Here is an 18,053-nt window from a genome sequence, read left to right as displayed (position 1 = left end):
ACCCTAGACGGTCGCGAGCAGCACCTCCATGCCGCGCACGGACCGGCGCAGGTCCAGCGCGCTCAGCCCCGTGAACCGCTCGACCTCGCGGGGCGCGTACCCCGCGTCCACGTAGGACCGCAGCACCGCGACCACCCGGGCGGCGTCGCCGCGGTCGTCGACCCCGAGCTCGCGCACCGCGCAGGACATCCGCACCGCCGACAGGTACGCGCTCGGCGTCACGCCGACGTACGCGGCGAACAGGGCGTGCAGCGACGCGAGCGACCGCTCGACGGACCGCGCGAGGTCGATCTGCCGCAGGAGCCCGCGCTCGGCGTCCGCGACCCGCACGACCCGGGCGAGGTCGGCGTGGTGCGCCGGCGGCACCGGCCGGCGCACGGCGGCGTGCAGCGCGTCCTCGAGCACCCGCGCCGCAGCGACGGCAGCGGCCCGCTCGGCGCCCGCGCGACCGGCGGCGTCCGGCTCGTCGCCCCCGTCGGCCCGCGCCCAGCACGCGCGCAGGCGGGCCTCGAGCACGCCCTCGCCGAGCCCGAGCGCCGCCCCGGGCGGACGGTGGTCGTCCACCAGGAACCCGTCCGGGTGCAGCGCGGACAGCGCCCAGGGCGCGAGCCGCGCGCCCACCTCCCACGCCGGGGCGTCGGCGTCGTCGGCCAGGAGCAGCTGCGGCGCCGACCGCGGGCCGCGCAGCACGCTGGTGATGACCTCGTGCTCGCCGCTGAACGGGTCGACCCACCGGACCGCGCCGCCGAGCCGGACCACCGCGGCAGGTCGCCCGTCGGGCAGGGCGACGCGCGGGGGCGCGCCGTGCGGCGCCCGGGCGACCCAGAGCGCCTCGACGAGGTCGTGCCCGGCTCGCGTCGGGGCGACGGGGACGGAGGTGCGGACGAGCTCGACGGCGGCCATGCCCCATGATCGCCCCGGCACCGCCCCGGTGGAACGGGACCTGAGGCCCGGGGCACGGACCTGGGCCCCGTGACCGGCCCGTCAGGCGCCCGGGCGCTCGTCGACCTCGTGGATGCCGACGTCGGTGCGCCCCGGCAGGAGGTCCGCGCGCAGGGCCCGGGTCCCCCGGTAGTCGCCGTCCCGCAGCCGGCGGAACCGCCGGACCGGCTCGGCGTCCAGCGTGCGCAGCCGTTCCCGCAGGCGCGCGACCTCGCGCTGCACCCCGTCGGCCCCGAGCGCGTCGGCGTCGTGCACGACGTGCAGGTCGAGCACGTCGATCCCCACGTACCAGAGCACGCCGTGCGTGACGGGGAACAGCAGCGACTCGAGGTCGCCGCTGATGCCGCGCGGGCCGATCGAGGCGGCGTCCTCCCCGGCGGTCACCACGACGAGCGCGCGCCGCCCGAGCAGGCCGCCGTCGCCGTAGCGCCGGGGCACCCCGAGGTCGGGGTCCTGGTCGCCGTACGCGAACCCCGCGGTGAGCACGCGGTCGAACCAGCCCTTGAGGATCGCGGGCGGCCCGTACCACCACAGCGGGAACTGCAGCACGAGCAGCTCCGCCGCCGCGAGCTTGGCCTGCTCTGCGCGCACGTCCGCGGGCAGCTGACCCGCCGCGTAGGACTCGCCCGCCAGCTGGGCGATGTTGCCGGGCCGGGCCGCGAGGTCGCCGAGGTCGCGGTCGTCCAGCACCGGGTCGAAGCCCTGCGCGTACAGGTCGGTCGTCGCCACGTCGTAGCGGGACGAGAGCGCGTCGACGCCCTCCTGGAACAGCCGCTCGTTGAACGAGCCGCGGCGCGCGTGGGCCGAGACCCACAGGGCGCTGCCGGGGCGGGTGGGGTGTGCGATCGTCATGCGGTGGCCTCCGCCGGGTCCGTGGGGTGGGTCGGCGCGGGCTCCTCGGTCGCGACGGCGACGACGACCCGCGCGAGCGCCGCGCGCGCCCGCCCGGGCGTGATCCGCCCGGCGAGCGCCGCGCGGGCCAGCGCGTCCCCCGCCCCGGTGAGCGCGTGCAGGCCGGCGGCGTCGACCGGGCCGGCCAGCGGCTCGAGCGCGTCCCGGCACATCACCAGGTACGCGTCCTCGGCCTCGTGCCGCAGCGCGGTGAGCGTCGGCGAGCCCGCGAGGGCGGCCACGACGTCGGCGAGCTCCCGGCCCTCGGCGAGGCAGCAGTCGACGTACGCGCCCGCGACGAGCTCCGCGACCGTCGTCAGCCGGGGCTCCGCGCCGTCGAGCGCGACCGCGAGCGTCGCCCGCTGGCGCTCCTCGAACTCCCGGTAGAGCTCGGCGAGGAGACCGGCGCGGTCGCCGAAGTGGTCGTAGACCAGCGGCTTGGTGACACCCGCGCGCTCGGCGAGCCGGCCGAGCGTGAGCTCGTCGGTCCCGGCGTCGCGGATCAGGTCCCGCGCGACGGCCACGAGCTGCGCGTGGCGCTCCGGCTTCGTCAGGCGCCGGCGCGGGCCGGCGGGTGCGTCGTCCATCAGGGGCTCCTCGGTCGACTCCTGCTTACCGTTGGTAACTTACCATTGGTAGCCAAAGAGCGCGACGCCGGGAAGCCGAGGAGCCGGGTCCCGTACGGGACCCGGCTCCTGGGAGGTGCGGCTGCTGGTGCGGTGGGTGCCGCTCAGTCGCCGAACGGACCGACGCGGACGACCGACCGCGGTCGACCGGCGAGCTCGGCCGCAAGCTCCGCCACCTCGCGCGCGCTGACCGCGCGGACGCGGTCCAGCGACTCCTGGGTGGACAGCAGCTCCCCGTGCACCAGCTCGGACTTGCCGAGCCGGCTCATCCGGGAGCCCGAGTCCTCGAGGCCGAGCACCAGCCCGCCGGACAGCTGCCCGATCGACCGGCGCAGCTCGGCCTCCGTGATGCCGCCCTCGGCGAGCCGCTCGAGCTCGACGACCATCAGCGCGGTGACCTCGTCGACCTTGGCCGGCGCGCAGCCCGCGTACAGGCCGAACACCCCCGTGTCGGCGTGGCCGGACGAGAACGAGTACGTCGAGTAGGCCAGGCCCCGCTTCTCGCGGATCTCCTGGAACAGCCGCGACGACATGCCGCCGCCCAGCACCGCGTTCAGCACGGACAGCGTGAACCGCCGCGGGTCGGTCGCGGTGAGCCCGGTGCCGCCGACGATGACGTTGGCCTGCTCCGTGGGCCGCCGGACCGACAGCTCGGCGGCGGTCTCGGTGACCGCGACGACGTCGCCCGGGCCGCGGCGGGCCGCGGGGGCGCCGCCGTCGGTCAGGGACCAGCCGCCGTCGCCGAGCGCGCGCACGACCTGGTCGGCGAGCACGTCGTGGTCGACGTTCCCGGCGGCCGTGACGACGAGCGTCGCGGGCCGGTAGTGCTGGCGGTAGTGCTCCCAGACGGCGTCGCGCGGGACGGCGCGGATCGTGTCCGGGGTGCCGCCGATCGGCCGGCCGAGCGGGTGCTCGCCCAGCACGACCGTGGCGAACCGCTCGTGCACGACGTCGCTCGGGTCGTCGTCGTTCATCGCGAGCTCTTCGAGGATGACCCCGCGCTCGGTCTCGAGCTCGTCGGTGTCCAGGCGCGCCGAGGTGACCATGTCGGTGATGACGTCGACCGCCATCGGCAGGTCCTCGTCGAGCACCCGGGCGTAGTAGCAGGTGTGCTCCTTGCCCGTGGCCGCGTTCGCCTCGCCGCCGACCTCGTCGAACGCCTCGGCGATGTCCATCGCCGTGCGCCGCGCGGTCCCCTTGAACAGCAGGTGCTCGAGGAAGTGCGTCGAGCCGTGGTGGCCGTCGCTCTCGTCCCGGGACCCGACCCCGACCCACGCCCCGACGGTCGCGGAGCGCACGCCGGGGACGTGCTCGGTGAGCAGGCGGACCCCGCCGGGCAGGACGGAGCGACGGACGGATCCGTCGCCCGCCTGCCCGGCGGTCACGTCGGCACCCGGCGAGCCGGGCGCGACGAGGGGGAGGTCCAGCGGCACGTCAGGCGTCGGTCGGCTCGGTGGAGGCGTCCGCGGACTCCTCGCCCGCCGCGTCCTCGACGACGGCGTGCAGCGAGAGCTTGCCGCGCGGGTCGATCTCGCCGATCTCGACCTGGACCTTCTGGCCCACGCCGAGGACGTCCTCGACCTTGTCGACGCGCTTGCCACCGACCAGGCGACGGATCTGCGAGATGTGCAGCAGGCCGTCCTTGCCCGGGGAGAGCGAGACGAAGGCGCCGAAGGTGGTCGTCTTGACGACCGTGCCGACGAAGCGCTCGCCGATCTCCGGCATGTGCGGGTTCGCGATCGCGTTGATCGCGGCCCGCGCGGCCTCGGCCGACGGACCGTCGGTCGCGCCGATGTAGACCGTGCCGTCGTCCTCGATGGAGATGTCGGCGCCGGTCTCCTCCTGGATCTGGTTGATCATCTTGCCCTTCGGGCCGATGACCTCGCCGATCTTGTCGACCGGGACCTTCACCGTGATGACGCGCGGGGCGTTCGGGGACATCTCGTCGGGGACGTCGATGGCCTCGTTCAGCACGTCGAGGATCGCGAGGCGCGCCTCCTTGGCCTGGGTCAGCGCGTCGGCCAGCACGGAGGCGGGGATGCCGTCGAGCTTGGTGTCGAGCTGGATGGCCGTGACGAACTCGCGGGTGCCGGCGACCTTGAAGTCCATGTCGCCGAACGCGTCCTCGGCGCCGAGGATGTCGGTCAGCGCCGCGTAGCGGGTCTCACCGTCGACCGTGTCGGACACGAGGCCCATCGCGATGCCGGCGACCGGGGCGCGCAGCGGCACACCGGCGTTCAGCAGCGACAGCGTCGCGGCGCAGACGGAGCCCATCGAGGTCGAGCCGTTGGAGCCCAGGGCCTCGGAGACCTGACGGATCGCGTAGGGGAACTCCTCGCGGCTCGGCAGCACCGGCATGATCGCGCGCTCGGCGAGCGCGCCGTGCCCGATCTCGCGCCGCTTCGGCGAGCCCACGCGGCCGGTCTCACCGGTCGAGTAGGGCGGGAAGTTGTAGTTGTGCATGTAGCGCTTGCGCGTCTCCGGGGAGAGCGAGTCGATCTGCTGCTCCATGCGGAGCATGTTCAGCGTGGTGACACCCATGATCTGGGTCTCGCCGCGCTCGAACAGCGCCGAGCCGTGCACGCGGGGCAGGACCTCGACCTCGGCGGACAGGGTGCGGATGTCCCGCAGCCCGCGGCCGTCGATGCGGAAGCCGTCCGTGAGGATGCGCTGGCGGATGACCTTCTTGGTCACGGCGCGCACCGCGGCGGAGAGCTCCTTCTCGCGGCCCTCGAACGACGCGCCGAGCTCGGCGAGCACCTCGGCCTTGACCTCGTCCAGGCGGCCCTCGCGGGTCTGCTTGTCCGCGATCTGCATGGCCTCGTTGATCTTGGCCTGCGCGGCACCCTCGACGGCCTCGTACGCGTCCGGCTGGTAGTCCGGGAACGTCGGGAAGTCGCGGGTCTCCTTGGCGGCCTGCGCGGCGAGCTGCTGCTGCGCCTCGACCAGGGCCTTGATGAACGGCTTGGAGGCCTCGAGGCCCTCGGCCACGACGGCCTCGGTGGGGGCGACGCCGCCCTCGTCCTTGATGAGGTTCCAGGACTTCTCGGGCGCCTCGGCCTCGATCATCGCGATGGCGACGTCGTCACCGACGACGCGACCGGCGACGACGATCTCGAACGTGGCGCGCTCGCGCTCGGTGTAGCGCGGGAACGCGACCCACTGGCCGTCGATCAGCGCGATGCGCACGGCACCGACCGGGCCGGAGAACGGCAGGCCGGAGATCTGGGTGCTGATGGACGCGGCGTTGATCGCGAGCACGTCGTAGGCGTCGTCCGGGTGGATCGCCAGGACGGTGATGACGACCTGGACCTCGTTGCGCAGGCCCTTGACGAACAGGGGGCGCAGCGGGCGGTCGATCAGGCGGCACGCCAGGATCGCGTCCGTCGAGGGGCGGCCCTCGCGACGGAAGAACGAGCCGGGGATCTTGCCGGCGGCGTACTGCCGCTCCTCGACGTCCACCGTGAGCGGGAAGAAGTCGAACTGGTCCTTGGGGTGCTTGCCGGCCGTCGTGGCGGACAGCAGGGCCGTCTCGCCGTCGAGGTAGGCCATCGCGGAGCCGGCGGCCTGCTTGGCGAGGCGGCCGGTCTCGAAGCGGACGGTGCGGGTGCCGAAGCGACCGTTGTCGATCACGGCCTCGGCGAACTGGATCTCGGGACCCTCCACGGGTGCCCTCCTTTGTGTCGAAGGCGCCGGACCGGTCACGGCGGTCTTCGATCGAGGTACCCGGAGCGATCAGGCTCCGGGTGCCACTACCGAGGACCGAGCGCGTCGACCGGCGCGGACTGAGGTGGTGCTGGTGCTGCGGGTGGTGCTCAGGTGGTGCGCGCGTCGCGGCCCGGGGGCCCGACGCAGGACCAGCCCGGACCCCGTGCGGGGTCCGGGCCGGTCAGGCGGTCAACGACGCAGGCCGAGCCGCTGGATCAGGCTGCGGTAGCGCTCGATGTCGACCTTCTGCAGGTAGCCCTGCAGGCGACGACGCTGGCCGACCAGCAGCAGCAGGCCACGGCGGCTGTGGTGGTCGTGCTTGTGCGTCTTGAGGTGCTCGTTCAGGTCGTTGATGCGCTGCGTCAGCATCGCGATCTGGACCTCCGGCGAGCCGGTGTCACCCTCGTGGGTGGCGTACTCGGCCATGATGGACTTCTTGGTGGCGCTGTCGAGGGGCACGACTCTCCTGATGTGTCTTGTTGCGCGGTGCTCCGGGGCAGGTCCACCCGGGCGCTCTCGGTCCGCGGCCGTTCTGACGGCTGTCCGATCGTATCAGCCGACCACGTGGTCTCAGCCGGCGACGGGCCGCAGCACCTGACGGACGGCCTCGACGTCCTCGTGCATCCGCTCGACGAGCGCGTCCACCGAGTCGAACCGCAGCGTCGGCCGCAGGCGCTCGACCAGGTCCAGCACGACCTCCTCGCCGTACAGGTGCAGGTCGGTCCGGTCGAGCACGTACGCCTCGACCCGGCGCTGCAGCCCGTCGAAGGTCGGGTTGGTGCCGATCGACACCGCCGCGGGCAGCACGGCGTCCGGGTCGCCCGCCGGCAGCGACGGCCGGCGCAGCCACCCCGCGTACACGCCGTCCGCGGGGACCATGCCGGTCGCGTCCGGCCCGAGGTTCGCCGTCGGGTACCCGAGCTCGCGCCCGCGCGCGTCGCCGTGCACGACCGTCCCGCGCACCCGGTGCGGGCGACCGAGCACGCGCGCGGCCTGCCGCACGTCACCGGCCGCCAGCAGCTCGCGCACCCACGTGGAGGACCAGCGGCGGCGCAGCGGGTCGTCCAGCCCGGCGACGTCCTCGTCCCCGTCGGGCGCGACGTCCTCGATCACCTCGACCGCGAACCCGAACCGCTCCCCCAGCGCGACCATCGTCGACAGGTCGCCCGCGTTGCCCCGGCCGAACCGCACGTCACGGCCGACCACGACGGTGCGCGCCCGCAGCCCGTCGACCAGGTACCGGCGGACGAACTCCTCGGGGGTCTGCTGCGCGAACTCCAGCGTGTAGGTGAGCAGCAGCACGGCGTCGAGGCCGGTGCCCTCGAGCAGCTCGAGGCGGTCGGTGTCGCCGGTGAGCAGCGGCGGGGCCTCGTCGGGCCGGTGCACCTGCTGCGGGTGCGGGGTGAACGTCACCGCGACCGACCGGGCACCCGCCGCGCGCGCGTCGGCGACCATGCGGGTGAGCACGCCCACGTGCCCGCGGTGCACCCCGTCGAAGTTGCCGACCGTCACCACCGACGGCCCGAAGTCCGCGGGGACCTGCGCCAGGTCCGTCCAGCGATGCACACGCACTCCCGTCGCCCGGCGCCGCCGCGGCGCCCTGCACGCCGGGCGGTCCGGCGCGGGGACCAGCCTCCCACGCCTCCGGGGGTGGTCGCTGCCACGTCGGCCGCGGCGGGCGGGCGCTCAGGCCGCCGCGAACACCAGCACCGGCCGGGCGTGCGGCCCGCGGTCCTCGAGCAGGGCCACCAGCTCGCCGGCGGGCGACAGCGCCGCGACGACCACGGGCCCGGTGCCGCCCGCGGGGATCCGCTGCCCGAACGACAGGGCGCGCGCCTCGTCCGCGGTGAGCTCGCGCACCGGGAACGTCGCGCGCGCGGCGTCGGCGAGCGGCAGCGTGTCCAGCGGCACGTCCGCCGGCCACGCGTCCAGCGCGTCGAGGTCCCGGGCGCCGTCGATCCCGTAGCCGCCGACCCGGGTGCGCCGCAGCGCGGTCAGGTGCCCGCCGACACCGAGGTCGCGGCCGAGGTCCCGGGCCAGCGCCCGGATGTAGGTGCCGGACGAGCAGACCACCGTCACGTCGACGTCCTGGACCACCGTGCCGTCCTCGAGCGTGCCGGGCCGGACCTCGTGCACCTCGAACCGGCCGATCGTGACCGGCCGCGCCGCGAGCTCGACGTCCTCCCCCGCCCGGACCCGGGCGTACGCGCGCTGCCCGTCGACCTTGATCGCGCTGACGGCGCTCGGGACCTGGTTGATCGGCCCGGTGAGCGCGGCCACGCCCGTCGCGAGGGCCGCCGCGGTGACGCCCGACGCGTCGGCGCGGGTGGTCTCCTCGCCCTCGGCGTCGTCCGTGGTCGTCGCGACGCCGAGCCGGATGGTCGCGGTGTACTCCTTGTCCGCGCCGACCACGTAGGTCAGCAGCCGGGTCGCGCGGCCGACGCCGAGCACGAGCACGCCGGTGGCCATCGGGTCGAGGGTGCCGGCGTGCCCGACCTTGCGGGTGCCCGCGAGGCCGCGCGCCTTGGCGACCACGTCGTGGCTGGTCCAGCCCTGCGGCTTGTCGACGACCAGCAGGCCGTCGGGCGCGGTCGGGCGGCGCGGGCGGGCGGGGCGGTCGCCGCGGGCAGGGCGGTCGCCGCGGGCAGGACCGTCGCCGCGGGCAGGACCGTCGGCGACCGCGGGGTGCTCCGCGGCGCTCACCGGGACACCCCCGCCGCGATGGCTTCCTCGCCCAGGCACAGCAGCAGCGCGTCCAGGCCCGGGTCGTCCCCCTGGTGCCCGAACGCGTCGACGGCGAGCAGGACGTTGATGAGCATGCCGTCGGCGACGAACCGGCGCGCGGCCTCGTCGGCCTCCTGCGCGGCCTCCCCCTCGGCCGGGTCCTGCACGACCTCGTCGGCGACCTGCACCCGGAACATCCGGAACACCTCGCCGAGCGTGCGGCGCGCCAGGGTGCCGATCTCGCCGTCCCCGGCGATGAACCCGTGCATGAGGACGCGCAGCAGGTCCCGGTCGGCCATGAGGTCGATGTAGGCCCGCCCGACGCGCGCGGCGGCGTCCGGGCCCGGCTCGACCGCGGCGACCGCCTCGAGGACCCGGTCGGTCACGGAGCGGTACAGCTCGAGGAACAGCTGCTGCTTGGAGCCGAACAGCCGCACGACGTAGGGCTGGGACACCCCCGCGGCCCGGGCGACCTGGTCGGTCGTCGTCCCGTCGTACCCGCCTGCGGCGAACACCGCCAGGGCGGCGGCCAGGATCTGCTCGCGGCGCTGCTCCCCGGACATCCGGGGCGCGCGGGCGGTGGTGGCGCTGCTCATGGTTGACAGGTTATCAGCCGATGCCTACGGTCCTCCTTGTAATCATCCGATGCCTACAGGAGCTGCCATGTCCGCGTCGACCGTCCTGACCGCCCCGGGGCGCACCCCCGGCCCCGCGCCGCTCCGCCGACCCGTCCCCGTCGCGCTGGCGCTGGTCGCCGCGTCGCTGCCGATGTTCATGGCGACGCTCGACAACCTGGTCGTCACCAGCGCCCTGCCGGTGCTGCAGTCCGAGCTCGCCGCCTCGCTCACCGACCTCCAGTGGGTCGTCAACGCCTACACGCTCGCGTTCGCCACGCTGATGATCGCCGCGGCCACGCTCGGCGACCGGTGGGGCCGGCGCCGCACGTTCCTCGGCGGCATCGCGGTGTTCGCCCTCGCCTCGGTCGGCGCCGCGCTGGCCGACTCCCCCGGCGCCCTCGTGCTGGCCCGCGCGGTCCAGGGCGTCGGCGCCGCGGCGATCATGCCGCTGTCGCTCACCCTGCTCGCCGCCGCCGTCCCGCCCGCACGCCGCGCGATGGCCATCGGTGTCTGGGGCGGCGTCTCCGGTCTCGGCGTCGCGCTCGGGCCCGTGGTCGGCGGCGCCGTCGTCGAGGGCATCTCCTGGCAGGCGATGTTCTGGATCAACGTGCCCGTGGCCCTCGTGGCCGTCCCGCTGGTGCTCCGCGCCCTGCCCGAGCAGCGCGGTCGCGCCCAGCGGCTCGACGTGCTCGGCCTGCTGCTGGCCGCGACGGGCGTGCTCGGCGTCGTCTGGGGCGTCGTGCACGGCAACGACGACGGCTGGACCTCGACCGGCGTCCTCGGCCCGGTCGTCGTCGGCCTGGTCGCGCTGGTGCTGTTCGTCCGCCACCAGGCCCGCACGCCGCACCCGCTCGTGCCGCTGCGGCTGTTCCGGTCCCGGAGCTTCGCGGTCGCGAACGTCACCGGCCTGGCGTTCTCGCTCGGGGTGTTCGGCGCCGTGTTCCTGCTGGCGCAGTACCTCCAGGTCGTGCAGGGCCACTCGCCGTTCCAGGCCGGCCTGCGCACCCTGCCGTGGACCGCCGCGCCGATGGTGTTCGCCCCGCTCGCCGGGATGCTCGCCCCGCGGGTCGGGGTGCGCCCCCTGCTGACCGCCGGGCTGGTGCTCCAGGCCGCGGGACTCGCCTGGCTCGCGCTGGCGGCGACCGGCTCGGCCGGCTACGCCCCGCTCGTGCCGGGGCTGCTGCTCGCCGGGATCGGGATGGGCCTGACGTTCGCCCCGTCCGCGACGGCCGTGCTGGCGGACATGGCACCCGACGACCACGGCACCGCGTCGTCGACCAACTCCACCCTGCGCGAGGTCGGGGTCGCGTTCGGGGTCGCCGTCCTCACCGCCGTGTTCCAGGCCGCCGACGGGGCGATCACCCCCGACGCGTTCGCCCAGGGCCTGCGGCCCGCCGTGCTGGTCGGGGCGGCCGTCATCGCCGCTGCTGCCGTCGCGTCGCTCGCGATGCCCCGCGACACGGGCCGGGAGCTGCCGGGCGGCGCCGGCGAGGTCCTGCCGGGCGGCACCGTCCCGCGCTGACCGCCGGCCGCCGACGCGACGAGGCCCGGACCCCCACGTGGGGTCCGGGCCTCGTCGCGCGGGGCGTCAGGCCTGCTCGGCCTCGTCGTCCTCGTCCTCCGCGGGCTTGCGGTACGGGTCCGCCTCCCCCGCGTGCTGCGCGCCCGCGGCGAGTGCGGCGACCTCGCGGTCCCGACGCGCGGCCTCGAGCAGCGCCGCGTCCAGGTGCGCCGCCGTCTCCGGCACCGCGTCGAGGTGGAACTCCAGCGTCGGGGTGAGCCGCACGCCGGTCTGCTTGCCGACCTCGGACCGGATCAGGCCCTTGGCGCTCTCCAGCGCGGCGGCGGAGCCCTGGCGGGCCTCCTCGTCGCCGAGCACCGTGTAGAACACGCTCGCGTGCTGCAGGTCGCCGGTGACCCGGACCTCCGTCACGGTGACGAAGCCCAGACGGGGGTCCTTGACCCGGGTGTCGATCATCTGCGCGACGATCTGCTGGATGCGGTCCGCCAGCTTGCGCGCCCTCGGGTGGTCCACCATGACTGCTCCTTCCTGCGCCCGCGCAGGTGGCGGGCAGACGGCCGCGGGCCCGCCCCCACGCACGAGGCGTGGGGGCAGACCCGCAGGTAGGACGAGGGATCAGGCGCGAGGCTTCTCGCGCATCTCCCAGGTCTCGATGACGTCGCCCTCGGAGACGTCGTTGTACGAGCCGAGGCCGATACCGCACTCGAAGCCCTCGCGGACCTCGGTGGCGTCGTCCTTGAACCGCTTGAGCGACTCGATGGTGAGGTTGTCGCCGATGACGACGCCCTTGCGGAGCACCCGCGCCTTGGTGTTGCGGCGGATCTCCCCGGACCGGACGATCGAGCCGGCGATGTTGCCGAACTTGGAGGAGCGGAACACCTCGCGCACCTCGGCGGAACCGAGCTGCACCTCCTCGTACTCCGGCTTGAGCATGCCCTTGAGGGCCGCCTCGACGTCGTCGATCGCCTGGTAGATGACCGAGTAGAACCGGACGTCCACGCCCTCGCGCTCGGCCAGGTCCTCGACCCGCTCCGCGTACTTGACGTTGAAGCCGATGATGATCGCCGAGTCGACGGTGGCGAGGTTGACGTCGTTCTGCGTGATCGCACCGACACCGCGGTGGATGACGCGCAGCTCGACCTCGTCGCCCACGTCGATCTTGAGCAGCGCGTCCTCCAGCGCCTCGACGGCACCGGACACGTCGCCCTTGAGGACCAGGTTGAGGGTCTCGACCTTGCCCTGCTGCAGCGCGAGCGTGAAGTCCTCGAGGCTGACGCGCTTGCGGCGCTTGGCCAGGAGGGCGGCGCGCTCGGCGGCCTCGCGCTTCTCGGCGATCTGACGGGCGGTGCGCTCGTCGGGTGCCACCAGGAAGGTGTCGCCGGCGCTCGGCACCGACGCCAGGCCGAGGACCAGCACCGGACGGGCCGGACCCGCCTCGGTGACGTTCTCGCCGTGCTCGTCGAACATCGCCCGGACGCGGCCGTGGGCCGTGCCCGCGACGATCGCGTCGCCGACGCGCAGCGTGCCGGACTGGACCAGGACGGTCGCGACGGCGCCGCGGCCCTTGTCGAGGTTCGCCTCGATGGCCACGCCGCGCGCGTCCTTGTCGGGGTTCGCCCGCAGGTCGAGCGCCGCGTCCGCCGTCAGCAGGACGGCCTCGAGCAGCTGGTCGATGCCCATCCGCTGCTTGGCGGAGACGTCGACGAACATCGTGTCGCCGCCGTACTCCTCGGCCACCAGGTTGTACTCGGTGAGCTGCTGGCGGATCTTGGCGGGGTTCGACCCCTCCTTGTCCACCTTGTTGACCGCGACCACGATCGGCACACCGGCCGCCTGGGCGTGGTTGAGCGCCTCGATCGTCTGGGGCATCACGCCGTCGTCCGCCGCGACCACGAGGATCGCGATGTCCGTCACCTGCGCACCACGGGCACGCATGGCGGTGAACGCCTCGTGACCCGGGGTGTCGATGAACGTGATGGCCCGGTCCTGACCCTCGTGCTCGGTCCGGACCTGGTAGGCGCCGATGTGCTGCGTGATGCCGCCGGCCTCGCCCGCGACGACGTCCGTGGACCGGATGGCGTCGAGGAGCTTGGTCTTTCCGTGGTCGACGTGACCCATGACCGTGACGACCGGCGGACGCGGGAACAGGTCCTCGTCGCCCTCCGCCTCGAGCTCGGCGTCCAGGTCGATGTCGAAGGCCCCGAGCAGCTCGCGGTCCTCCTCCTCGGCCGAGACCATCTCGACGACGTAGCCCAGCTCGGTGGCCAGGGTGCCGAAGGTGTCCTCGTCCAGCGACTGCGTCGCGGTCGCCATCTCACCGAGGTGGAACAGCACCGTGACGAGCGAGGCGGGGTTCGCGTCGATCTTGTCCGCGAAGTCGTTCAGGGACGAGCCGTGCCGCAGGCGGACGACGGTCGTGCCGTTGCCGCGCGGGACCTGCACGCCGCCGAGCGACGGCGCCTGCATCTGCTCGAACTCCTGGCGCTTCGCGCGCTTCGACTTCCGTCCGCGGACGGGGCGGCCACCGGCGCGACCGAACGCGCCCTGCGTCGAGCCACGACCACCGGCACCGGGACGACCGCCGCCACCGGGGCGACCGGCGAAGCCGCCGCCACCACCGGGACGACCGGCGCCACCGCCGCCGTAGCCACCGCCACCACCGCCGGGACGACCGCCGCCGCCACCGGGGCGCGCGGGACGCTCGCCCGGGCGGCCGACGCCGCTCGCGCTGCGACCCGGCATCATGCCGGGGTTCGGACGGGGACCGCCGGGACGCGGCGCCGCGGGACGGGGACCGCCGGGACGGTCGCCCGCACCGGTCGGGGCACCGGCACCGGCCGAGGCGGCGGGCGCCTCGGACGAACGGCGCTCACCCGGGCGGGGCATGCCCTGCGAGGGTGCGAACGGGTTGTTGCCCGGACGCGGGCCACCGGGACGCGGACCGCCGGAGCGGGGCATGCCCTGGGACGGCGCGAACGGGTTGTTGCCCGGGCGGGGTGCGCCCGGACGGGGTGCGCCACCGGGACGCGCGCCCTGGCCCTCGCCCGAGCGGGCGGCGGGACGGGCGGGGGCGGCCGGTGCCGGAGCAGCCGGACGGGCCGGGGCCGGACGGGCCGCGGGGGCCGCCGGAGCCGGGGTCGCCTGGGCGGCCGGTGCCGGGGCGGCCGGACGCGCGGCGGGTGCCGCAGCGGCCGGGGCCGGGGTCACCGCCGGAGCAGCGGGCGCCGGAGCGGCCTGCGCCGGGGCAGCCGGAGCTGCCGGGGCAGGGGCGGCCGGCGCGGCGGGTGCCGCGGCAGCCGGCTTGGGCGCTGCCGGACGTGCGGCGGGCTTGGACCCGCCGGCCGCCGGGTAGGTGTCCCGCAGCTTGCGGACCACCGGCGGTTCGATCGTCGAGGATGCCGAGCGGACGAACTCTCCGAGATCGTTCAGCTTGGTCATGAGGGTCTTGCTGTCGACTCCGAGCTCCTTGGCGAGCTCGTAGACGCGGACCTTGGCCACATCTCTCCCTGTCTTGGTCCGCCCAGACAGGGTCGGACCGTCGTTAGTGCTGGGTACTCATCGCTGGGTACTCATCGGTGCGTGCTCATCGGGCAGCCATCGGCTCTCGTCCCGCTCCCTCGTCGAATGTGCACATGCCACCCGGCCCTGTCGCCGGGTGACGGTCTCCCCTCACCCCGCCCCGAGGTGCTCCCGCACCGCGGACGTGTCCAGCGGCCCTGCGAGACGCAGGGCCCGCGGGAACGCACGACGGCGCTCGGCGAGCTCGAGGCAGTGAGGATCAGGGTGCAGCCACGCACCCCGGCCCGGCAGCGCCCGGCGCACGTCGACCACGACCGCGGGTTCCCCCGCGTCCGTCGTCGCCGCCACCACACGCAGCAGGACCGACCTCGGACCGCTCGCTCGGCACCCCACGCACGTGCGCACCGGACCCACGACGACCTCCGCGGCGGTGTCCGCTGCGTGGGTCCGGGGGTGGCGCCTGCTCGGCGAGGAGAGCCGGGCGTCCGGCCCAGCCTCCGTCAGTCTAGCGCGCGAGGTCACCGGTCTCGACCGGGACCCCGCCCGTCGCCGTCCTGGGCGGCCTGGTCGACGTCCGCCGGCGCGTCCTGCGCGTCGGAGCGGATGTCGATCCGCCACCCGGTCAGCTTCGCGGCGAGGCGGGCGTTCTGCCCCTCCTTGCCGATCGCGAGCGACAGCTGGTAGTCCGGCACGACCACGCGGGCGGCGCGGGCGGCCGCGTCGACCACCGTGACGGACAGCACACGCGCCGGCGACAGCGCGTGCGCGACCATCTCGGCCGGGTCGTCGGAGTGGTCGACGATGTCGATCTTCTCGCCGTGCAGCTCCGCCATCACGGCCCGCACGCGGGCGCCGAGCGGGCCGATGCACGCGCCCTTGGCGCCCAGGCCCTGGACGTGCGAGCGGACGGCCATCTTGGAGCGGTGCCCGGCCTCGCGGGCCAGCGCCGTGATCTCCACGTGGCCGTCGGCGATCTCGGGGACCTCGAGCTCGAACAGCTTGCGCACGAGGTTCGGGTGGGTGCGGGACAGCGTGATCTGGGGGCCCTTGGCGCCGCGCGACACGTCCAGCACCAGCGCGCGCAGGCGCTCGCCGTGCACGTACTTCTCGGTCGGGACCTGCTCGTGCGCGGGCAGCACCGCCTCGGTCCCGCCGACGTCCACCAGGACGACGCGCGGGTCCCGGCCCTGCTGGATGACGCCGCCGAGGACCTCGCCCTCCTTGCCGCGGAACTGGCCGAGCACCTGGTCGTCCTCGGCGTCCCGCAGGCGCTGCACGATCACCTGGCGCGCCGTCGCGGTCGCGATCCGGCCGAAGCCCGCGGGCGTGTGGTCGAACTCGGGGCCCGTCGTGGTGGTGCTCGGGGGGACGGCCACGGTCCCGCCGTCGGCGTCCTCGCCCTCCGGCGCGGGCGGCGCCGGGACCACGGTGCGCTCGCGCGCCCACACGGTCACGTGCCCGCTGCGCCGGTCCAGCTCGACGCGGGCGTCCGGGTGCGCGTCGGGCGTCCGGTGGTAGGCGGACAGGAGCGCCTGCTCGATGGCCGAGACGAGCACGTCCAGGCTGATCTCGCGCTCGCGCTCGATGAGCCGCAGCGCCTGCATGTCGATGTCCACGTCAGTCCTCCTGGCCCTGCGGCCCGTCCGGGGCACCGGCGCGCTCGTCGGCGTCGCCCGGCTTCTTCTTGTCGTCCTTGTCCTTCACGAGCTCGACCTCGACGCGGCCGTCGCGCACCTGCGCGAGCAGCACCCGCACCGGGTCCCCGGTCTTCGCCGGACGGCCCTTGAGTCCCGGTGTCACCGGCACGACCACCACGGCGTCGTCGCCGGGTGCGTCCGCCTGCACGTCGACCAGCCGGCCGGCCAGCGTGCCGCCGTCGGCCAGCGTCAGCGTGACGAGGCGGCCGAGCGCGCGGGTGTAGTGGCGGCGCGCGGTCAGCGGCGCGGTGGCACCGCGGCTCGACACCTCGAGCGTGTAGCGGTCCGGCAGCCCGTCCAGGGTGTCGAGGGCGTCGGACACCGTCCGGGACACCTCGGCGACGCCGTCCAGGTCCACCGACTCCTCGGCGTCCTCCGGGGCGTCGACCACGACGCGCACCACGTGGCTGCTGCCGTCGCGCGCGAGCTCGACGTCCTCCAGCCACAGGCCGGCGGCGGTCACCACCGGCTCGATGGTCTCCCGGATGCGCTGCGCGCTGGTGGGCGCGGGCATGTTGGCCTCCTGTGTCGGTCCTCGGTGGGTGCGGCCGTCGCCGGGCGCACGCCGCCCCGGGGGACGTCGACGCTGTGTGGTTGTCGGGTCCTGCTCGTGGAACGGCGCGCGGCGGTGACCGCGTGCTGCGACCAGCGTACTGACTCCGGCGACGCCCGGCCGCCGCGGGGTGCCGCTGCGCCCGTGCGCGGGCCCCGGCGTGGGAGGATCGCCCCCGATGCCCACGACCCGCCACCGCCACCGCCACCCGCTCGCCACCCGCGCCCTCGCCGGTGCGCTCGCCGCGGGGACGGCCCTGCTGCTCACCGGCTGCGGGGCGCGGTGGGAGACGCCGCCCCCGGGCGAGCCGGTGCCCGACGCGGTCGAGCAGGCGCGCCGGACGGCCGTGACGGACGCCACGGAGCTGCGGCTCGCCGCCGCGGGCGCGGCGCAGGGCGCCGCGGAGCCCGTCGCCGGGGTGCTGGCGCTCGTCGGCACCACCGCGGCGACGCAGGAGGCGGCGCTCGGCGGGGTCTACGACTCCGGGCTGCCCGCCGCGACCCCCACCCCCACCGCGACGGCCACGGCAACGCCGGCGACGCCCGCCGAGGTGCTGGCCCTGCTCGGCGAGGCCGCGTCCGCCGCCCGCACGGACGCGCGCACGGCCACCGACCCCGGCCTCGCCCGGCTGCTGGCGTCCGTCGCCGCGTCCCGCGCGCAGCTCGTCGACCTGCTCGCCGCGGCGCTCGGCGTCGAGGCGCCGGCGGTCGACGCCGACCCCGCCGCGGCCGCCGACCCGGGCGCGGCCGCCGCGAGCCCGTCGCCGTCCTCCTCGCCCACCGCGTCGCCCGGCCCCGACCCCGACGCCGCGGGGACCGACCTGGGCAGGGCGACCCTCGTCGCGCTCGTGCTCGCGGAGGACCAGGCGGGCCAGGGGTTCGAGGTCGCGGCCGCACGGCTGTCCGACGACGACCGGGACCGGGCCCGCACCGCCGGCGCGCAGCACCGTGCCGCGGCGTCCGCCTGGGCCGCGGCCGCCGGAGTCGCCGGGACCGCCGACGACCCCCGCCGGGTGAGCTACGCCGTCGAGGGGGACCTGACGACGCCCGAGGGCGTCCGGGCGGCCTGCGCCGCGCTGCTGGTCGACCTGGCCGCGGTGCACGCCGACGCGGTGCTGGAGTCCGCGGCCGGCACGACGGACCGCACCGCGGTCGTCGACGGCCTGCGGACGTCGGCGGTGGCGGCCCTGGGCTGGGGCGCCGCACCGGCCGCGCTGCCGGGCCTGCCCGCGGTCCCCTGACCCGAGGGCGCCGA

At 75.4% G+C, this 18,053-nt stretch carries 16 protein-coding genes; 2 read left to right on the top strand and 14 right to left on the bottom strand.

From position 1 onward, the window contains the following. Positions 1–3: 3 nt before the first annotated feature. From ACFVXN_RS03720 to ACFVXN_RS03680, 9 genes are all read right to left on the bottom strand, one after another. On the bottom strand, positions 4–903 hold the full coding sequence (locus ACFVXN_RS03720; RefSeq protein ID WP_389227423.1) for a hypothetical protein: 900 nt from the start codon (positions 901–903) through the stop codon (positions 4–6). An 81-nt stretch (positions 904–984) separates the two neighbouring features. After that, the gene (locus ACFVXN_RS03715; protein WP_389227420.1) at positions 985–1,794 is read right to left on the bottom strand and encodes an NAD(P)H-dependent oxidoreductase; all 810 of its coding nucleotides are present in this window, start codon (positions 1,792–1,794) and stop codon (positions 985–987) included. Next, entirely contained in the window at positions 1,791–2,420 is a 630-nt protein-coding gene (locus ACFVXN_RS03710; protein WP_389227417.1) for a TetR/AcrR family transcriptional regulator, read from the bottom strand. The genes ACFVXN_RS03715 and ACFVXN_RS03710 overlap by 4 nt, the downstream gene beginning before the upstream one ends. Positions 2,421–2,563: 143 nt before the next feature. Further along, positions 2,564–3,892: a M16 family metallopeptidase gene (locus tag ACFVXN_RS03705; protein ID WP_389227414.1), complete on the bottom strand. Its 1,329-nt coding sequence runs from the start codon at positions 3,890–3,892 to the stop codon at positions 2,564–2,566. 1 nt (position 3,893) lies between these two features. Then, positions 3,894–6,125: a polyribonucleotide nucleotidyltransferase gene (locus tag ACFVXN_RS03700; RefSeq protein ID WP_389227410.1), complete on the bottom strand. Its 2,232-nt coding sequence runs from the start codon at positions 6,123–6,125 to the stop codon at positions 3,894–3,896. A 231-nt stretch (positions 6,126–6,356) separates the two neighbouring features. Further along, the gene (gene rpsO, locus ACFVXN_RS03695) at positions 6,357–6,626 is read right to left on the bottom strand and encodes a 30S ribosomal protein S15 (protein ID WP_389227407.1); all 270 of its coding nucleotides are present in this window, start codon (positions 6,624–6,626) and stop codon (positions 6,357–6,359) included. Positions 6,627–6,737: 111 nt separating this feature from the next. Continuing rightward, a complete protein-coding gene (locus ACFVXN_RS03690) occupies positions 6,738–7,733 on the bottom strand; it encodes a bifunctional riboflavin kinase/FAD synthetase (RefSeq protein ID WP_389227404.1) in 996 nt (331 codons plus the stop codon). Positions 7,734–7,853: 120 nt separating this feature from the next. After that, entirely contained in the window at positions 7,854–8,744 is an 891-nt protein-coding gene (gene truB, locus ACFVXN_RS03685) for a tRNA pseudouridine(55) synthase TruB (protein ID WP_389227865.1), read from the bottom strand. 122 nt (positions 8,745–8,866) lie between these two features. Further along, positions 8,867–9,487 (bottom strand): TetR/AcrR family transcriptional regulator, encoded by a 621-nt coding sequence (locus ACFVXN_RS03680; protein WP_389227401.1) that lies wholly within the window; start codon positions 9,485–9,487, stop codon positions 8,867–8,869. Positions 9,488–9,554: 67 nt separating this feature from the next. Between ACFVXN_RS03680 and ACFVXN_RS03675 the strand changes: the two genes are divergently transcribed. After that, positions 9,555–11,030, top strand: coding sequence for a DHA2 family efflux MFS transporter permease subunit (locus ACFVXN_RS03675; protein WP_389227398.1), 1,476 nt, complete (start codon positions 9,555–9,557; stop codon positions 11,028–11,030). Positions 11,031–11,096: 66 nt separating this feature from the next. Here the strand turns inward: ACFVXN_RS03675 and rbfA are convergent, their stop codons facing one another. The 5 genes from rbfA to rimP all read right to left on the bottom strand — a co-directional run bounded on the left by rbfA (position 11,097) and on the right by rimP (position 16,760). Further along, positions 11,097–11,546 carry a 30S ribosome-binding factor RbfA gene (gene rbfA / locus ACFVXN_RS03670; protein ID WP_389227395.1) on the bottom strand — a complete coding sequence of 150 codons (450 nt, stop codon included), beginning with the start codon at positions 11,544–11,546 and terminating at the stop codon, positions 11,097–11,099. A gap of 99 nt (positions 11,547–11,645) precedes the next feature. Then, a complete protein-coding gene (gene infB, locus ACFVXN_RS03665) occupies positions 11,646–14,528 on the bottom strand; it encodes a translation initiation factor IF-2 (protein WP_389227392.1) in 2,883 nt (960 codons plus the stop codon). Positions 14,529–14,699: 171 nt separating this feature from the next. Further along, complete coding sequence (locus ACFVXN_RS03660; protein ID WP_389227389.1) at positions 14,700–14,897, bottom strand: YlxR family protein; 198 nt, start codon at positions 14,895–14,897, stop codon at positions 14,700–14,702. A gap of 170 nt (positions 14,898–15,067) precedes the next feature. Beyond that, positions 15,068–16,165, bottom strand: coding sequence for a transcription termination factor NusA (nusA, locus tag ACFVXN_RS03655; protein ID WP_389227386.1), 1,098 nt, complete (start codon positions 16,163–16,165; stop codon positions 15,068–15,070). A 1-nt stretch (position 16,166) separates the two neighbouring features. Further along, positions 16,167–16,760, bottom strand: coding sequence for a ribosome maturation factor RimP (rimP, locus tag ACFVXN_RS03650; protein WP_389227383.1), 594 nt, complete (start codon positions 16,758–16,760; stop codon positions 16,167–16,169). Between the two features lie 217 nt (positions 16,761–16,977). Between rimP and ACFVXN_RS03645 the strand changes: the two genes are divergently transcribed. Beyond that, complete coding sequence (locus ACFVXN_RS03645; RefSeq protein WP_389227380.1) at positions 16,978–18,039, top strand: DUF4439 domain-containing protein; 1,062 nt, start codon at positions 16,978–16,980, stop codon at positions 18,037–18,039. The last annotated feature ends 14 nt before the right edge of the window (positions 18,040–18,053 follow it).

The sequence above is a fragment of the Cellulomonas sp. NPDC058312 genome (assembly GCF_042880135.1).
GTDB lineage: Bacteria > Actinomycetota > Actinomycetes > Actinomycetales > Cellulomonadaceae > Cellulomonas.
This window is presented reverse-complemented; position numbering and strand designations above follow the sequence as displayed.

What these genes read in the sequence shown, in the direction of transcription:
- rbfA (WP_389227395.1), bottom strand. Translation starts at nt 11,546, where the DNA reads ATGGTGGACCACCCGAGGGCGCGCAAGCTGGCGGACCGCATCCAGCAG.
- ACFVXN_RS03675 (WP_389227398.1), top strand. Translation starts at nt 9,555, where the DNA reads ATGTCCGCGTCGACCGTCCTGACCGCCCCGGGGCGCACCCCCGGCCCC.
- ACFVXN_RS03720 (WP_389227423.1), bottom strand. Translation starts at nt 903, where the DNA reads ATGGCCGCCGTCGAGCTCGTCCGCACCTCCGTCCCCGTCGCCCCGACG.
- ACFVXN_RS03715 (WP_389227420.1), bottom strand. Translation starts at nt 1,794, where the DNA reads ATGACGATCGCACACCCCACCCGCCCCGGCAGCGCCCTGTGGGTCTCG.
- ACFVXN_RS03710 (WP_389227417.1), bottom strand. Translation starts at nt 2,420, where the DNA reads ATGGACGACGCACCCGCCGGCCCGCGCCGGCGCCTGACGAAGCCGGAG.
- ACFVXN_RS03680 (WP_389227401.1), bottom strand. Translation starts at nt 9,487, where the DNA reads ATGAGCAGCGCCACCACCGCCCGCGCGCCCCGGATGTCCGGGGAGCAG.
- ACFVXN_RS03645 (WP_389227380.1), top strand. Translation starts at nt 16,978, where the DNA reads ATGCCCACGACCCGCCACCGCCACCGCCACCCGCTCGCCACCCGCGCC.
- rimP (WP_389227383.1), bottom strand. Translation starts at nt 16,760, where the DNA reads ATGCCCGCGCCCACCAGCGCGCAGCGCATCCGGGAGACCATCGAGCCG.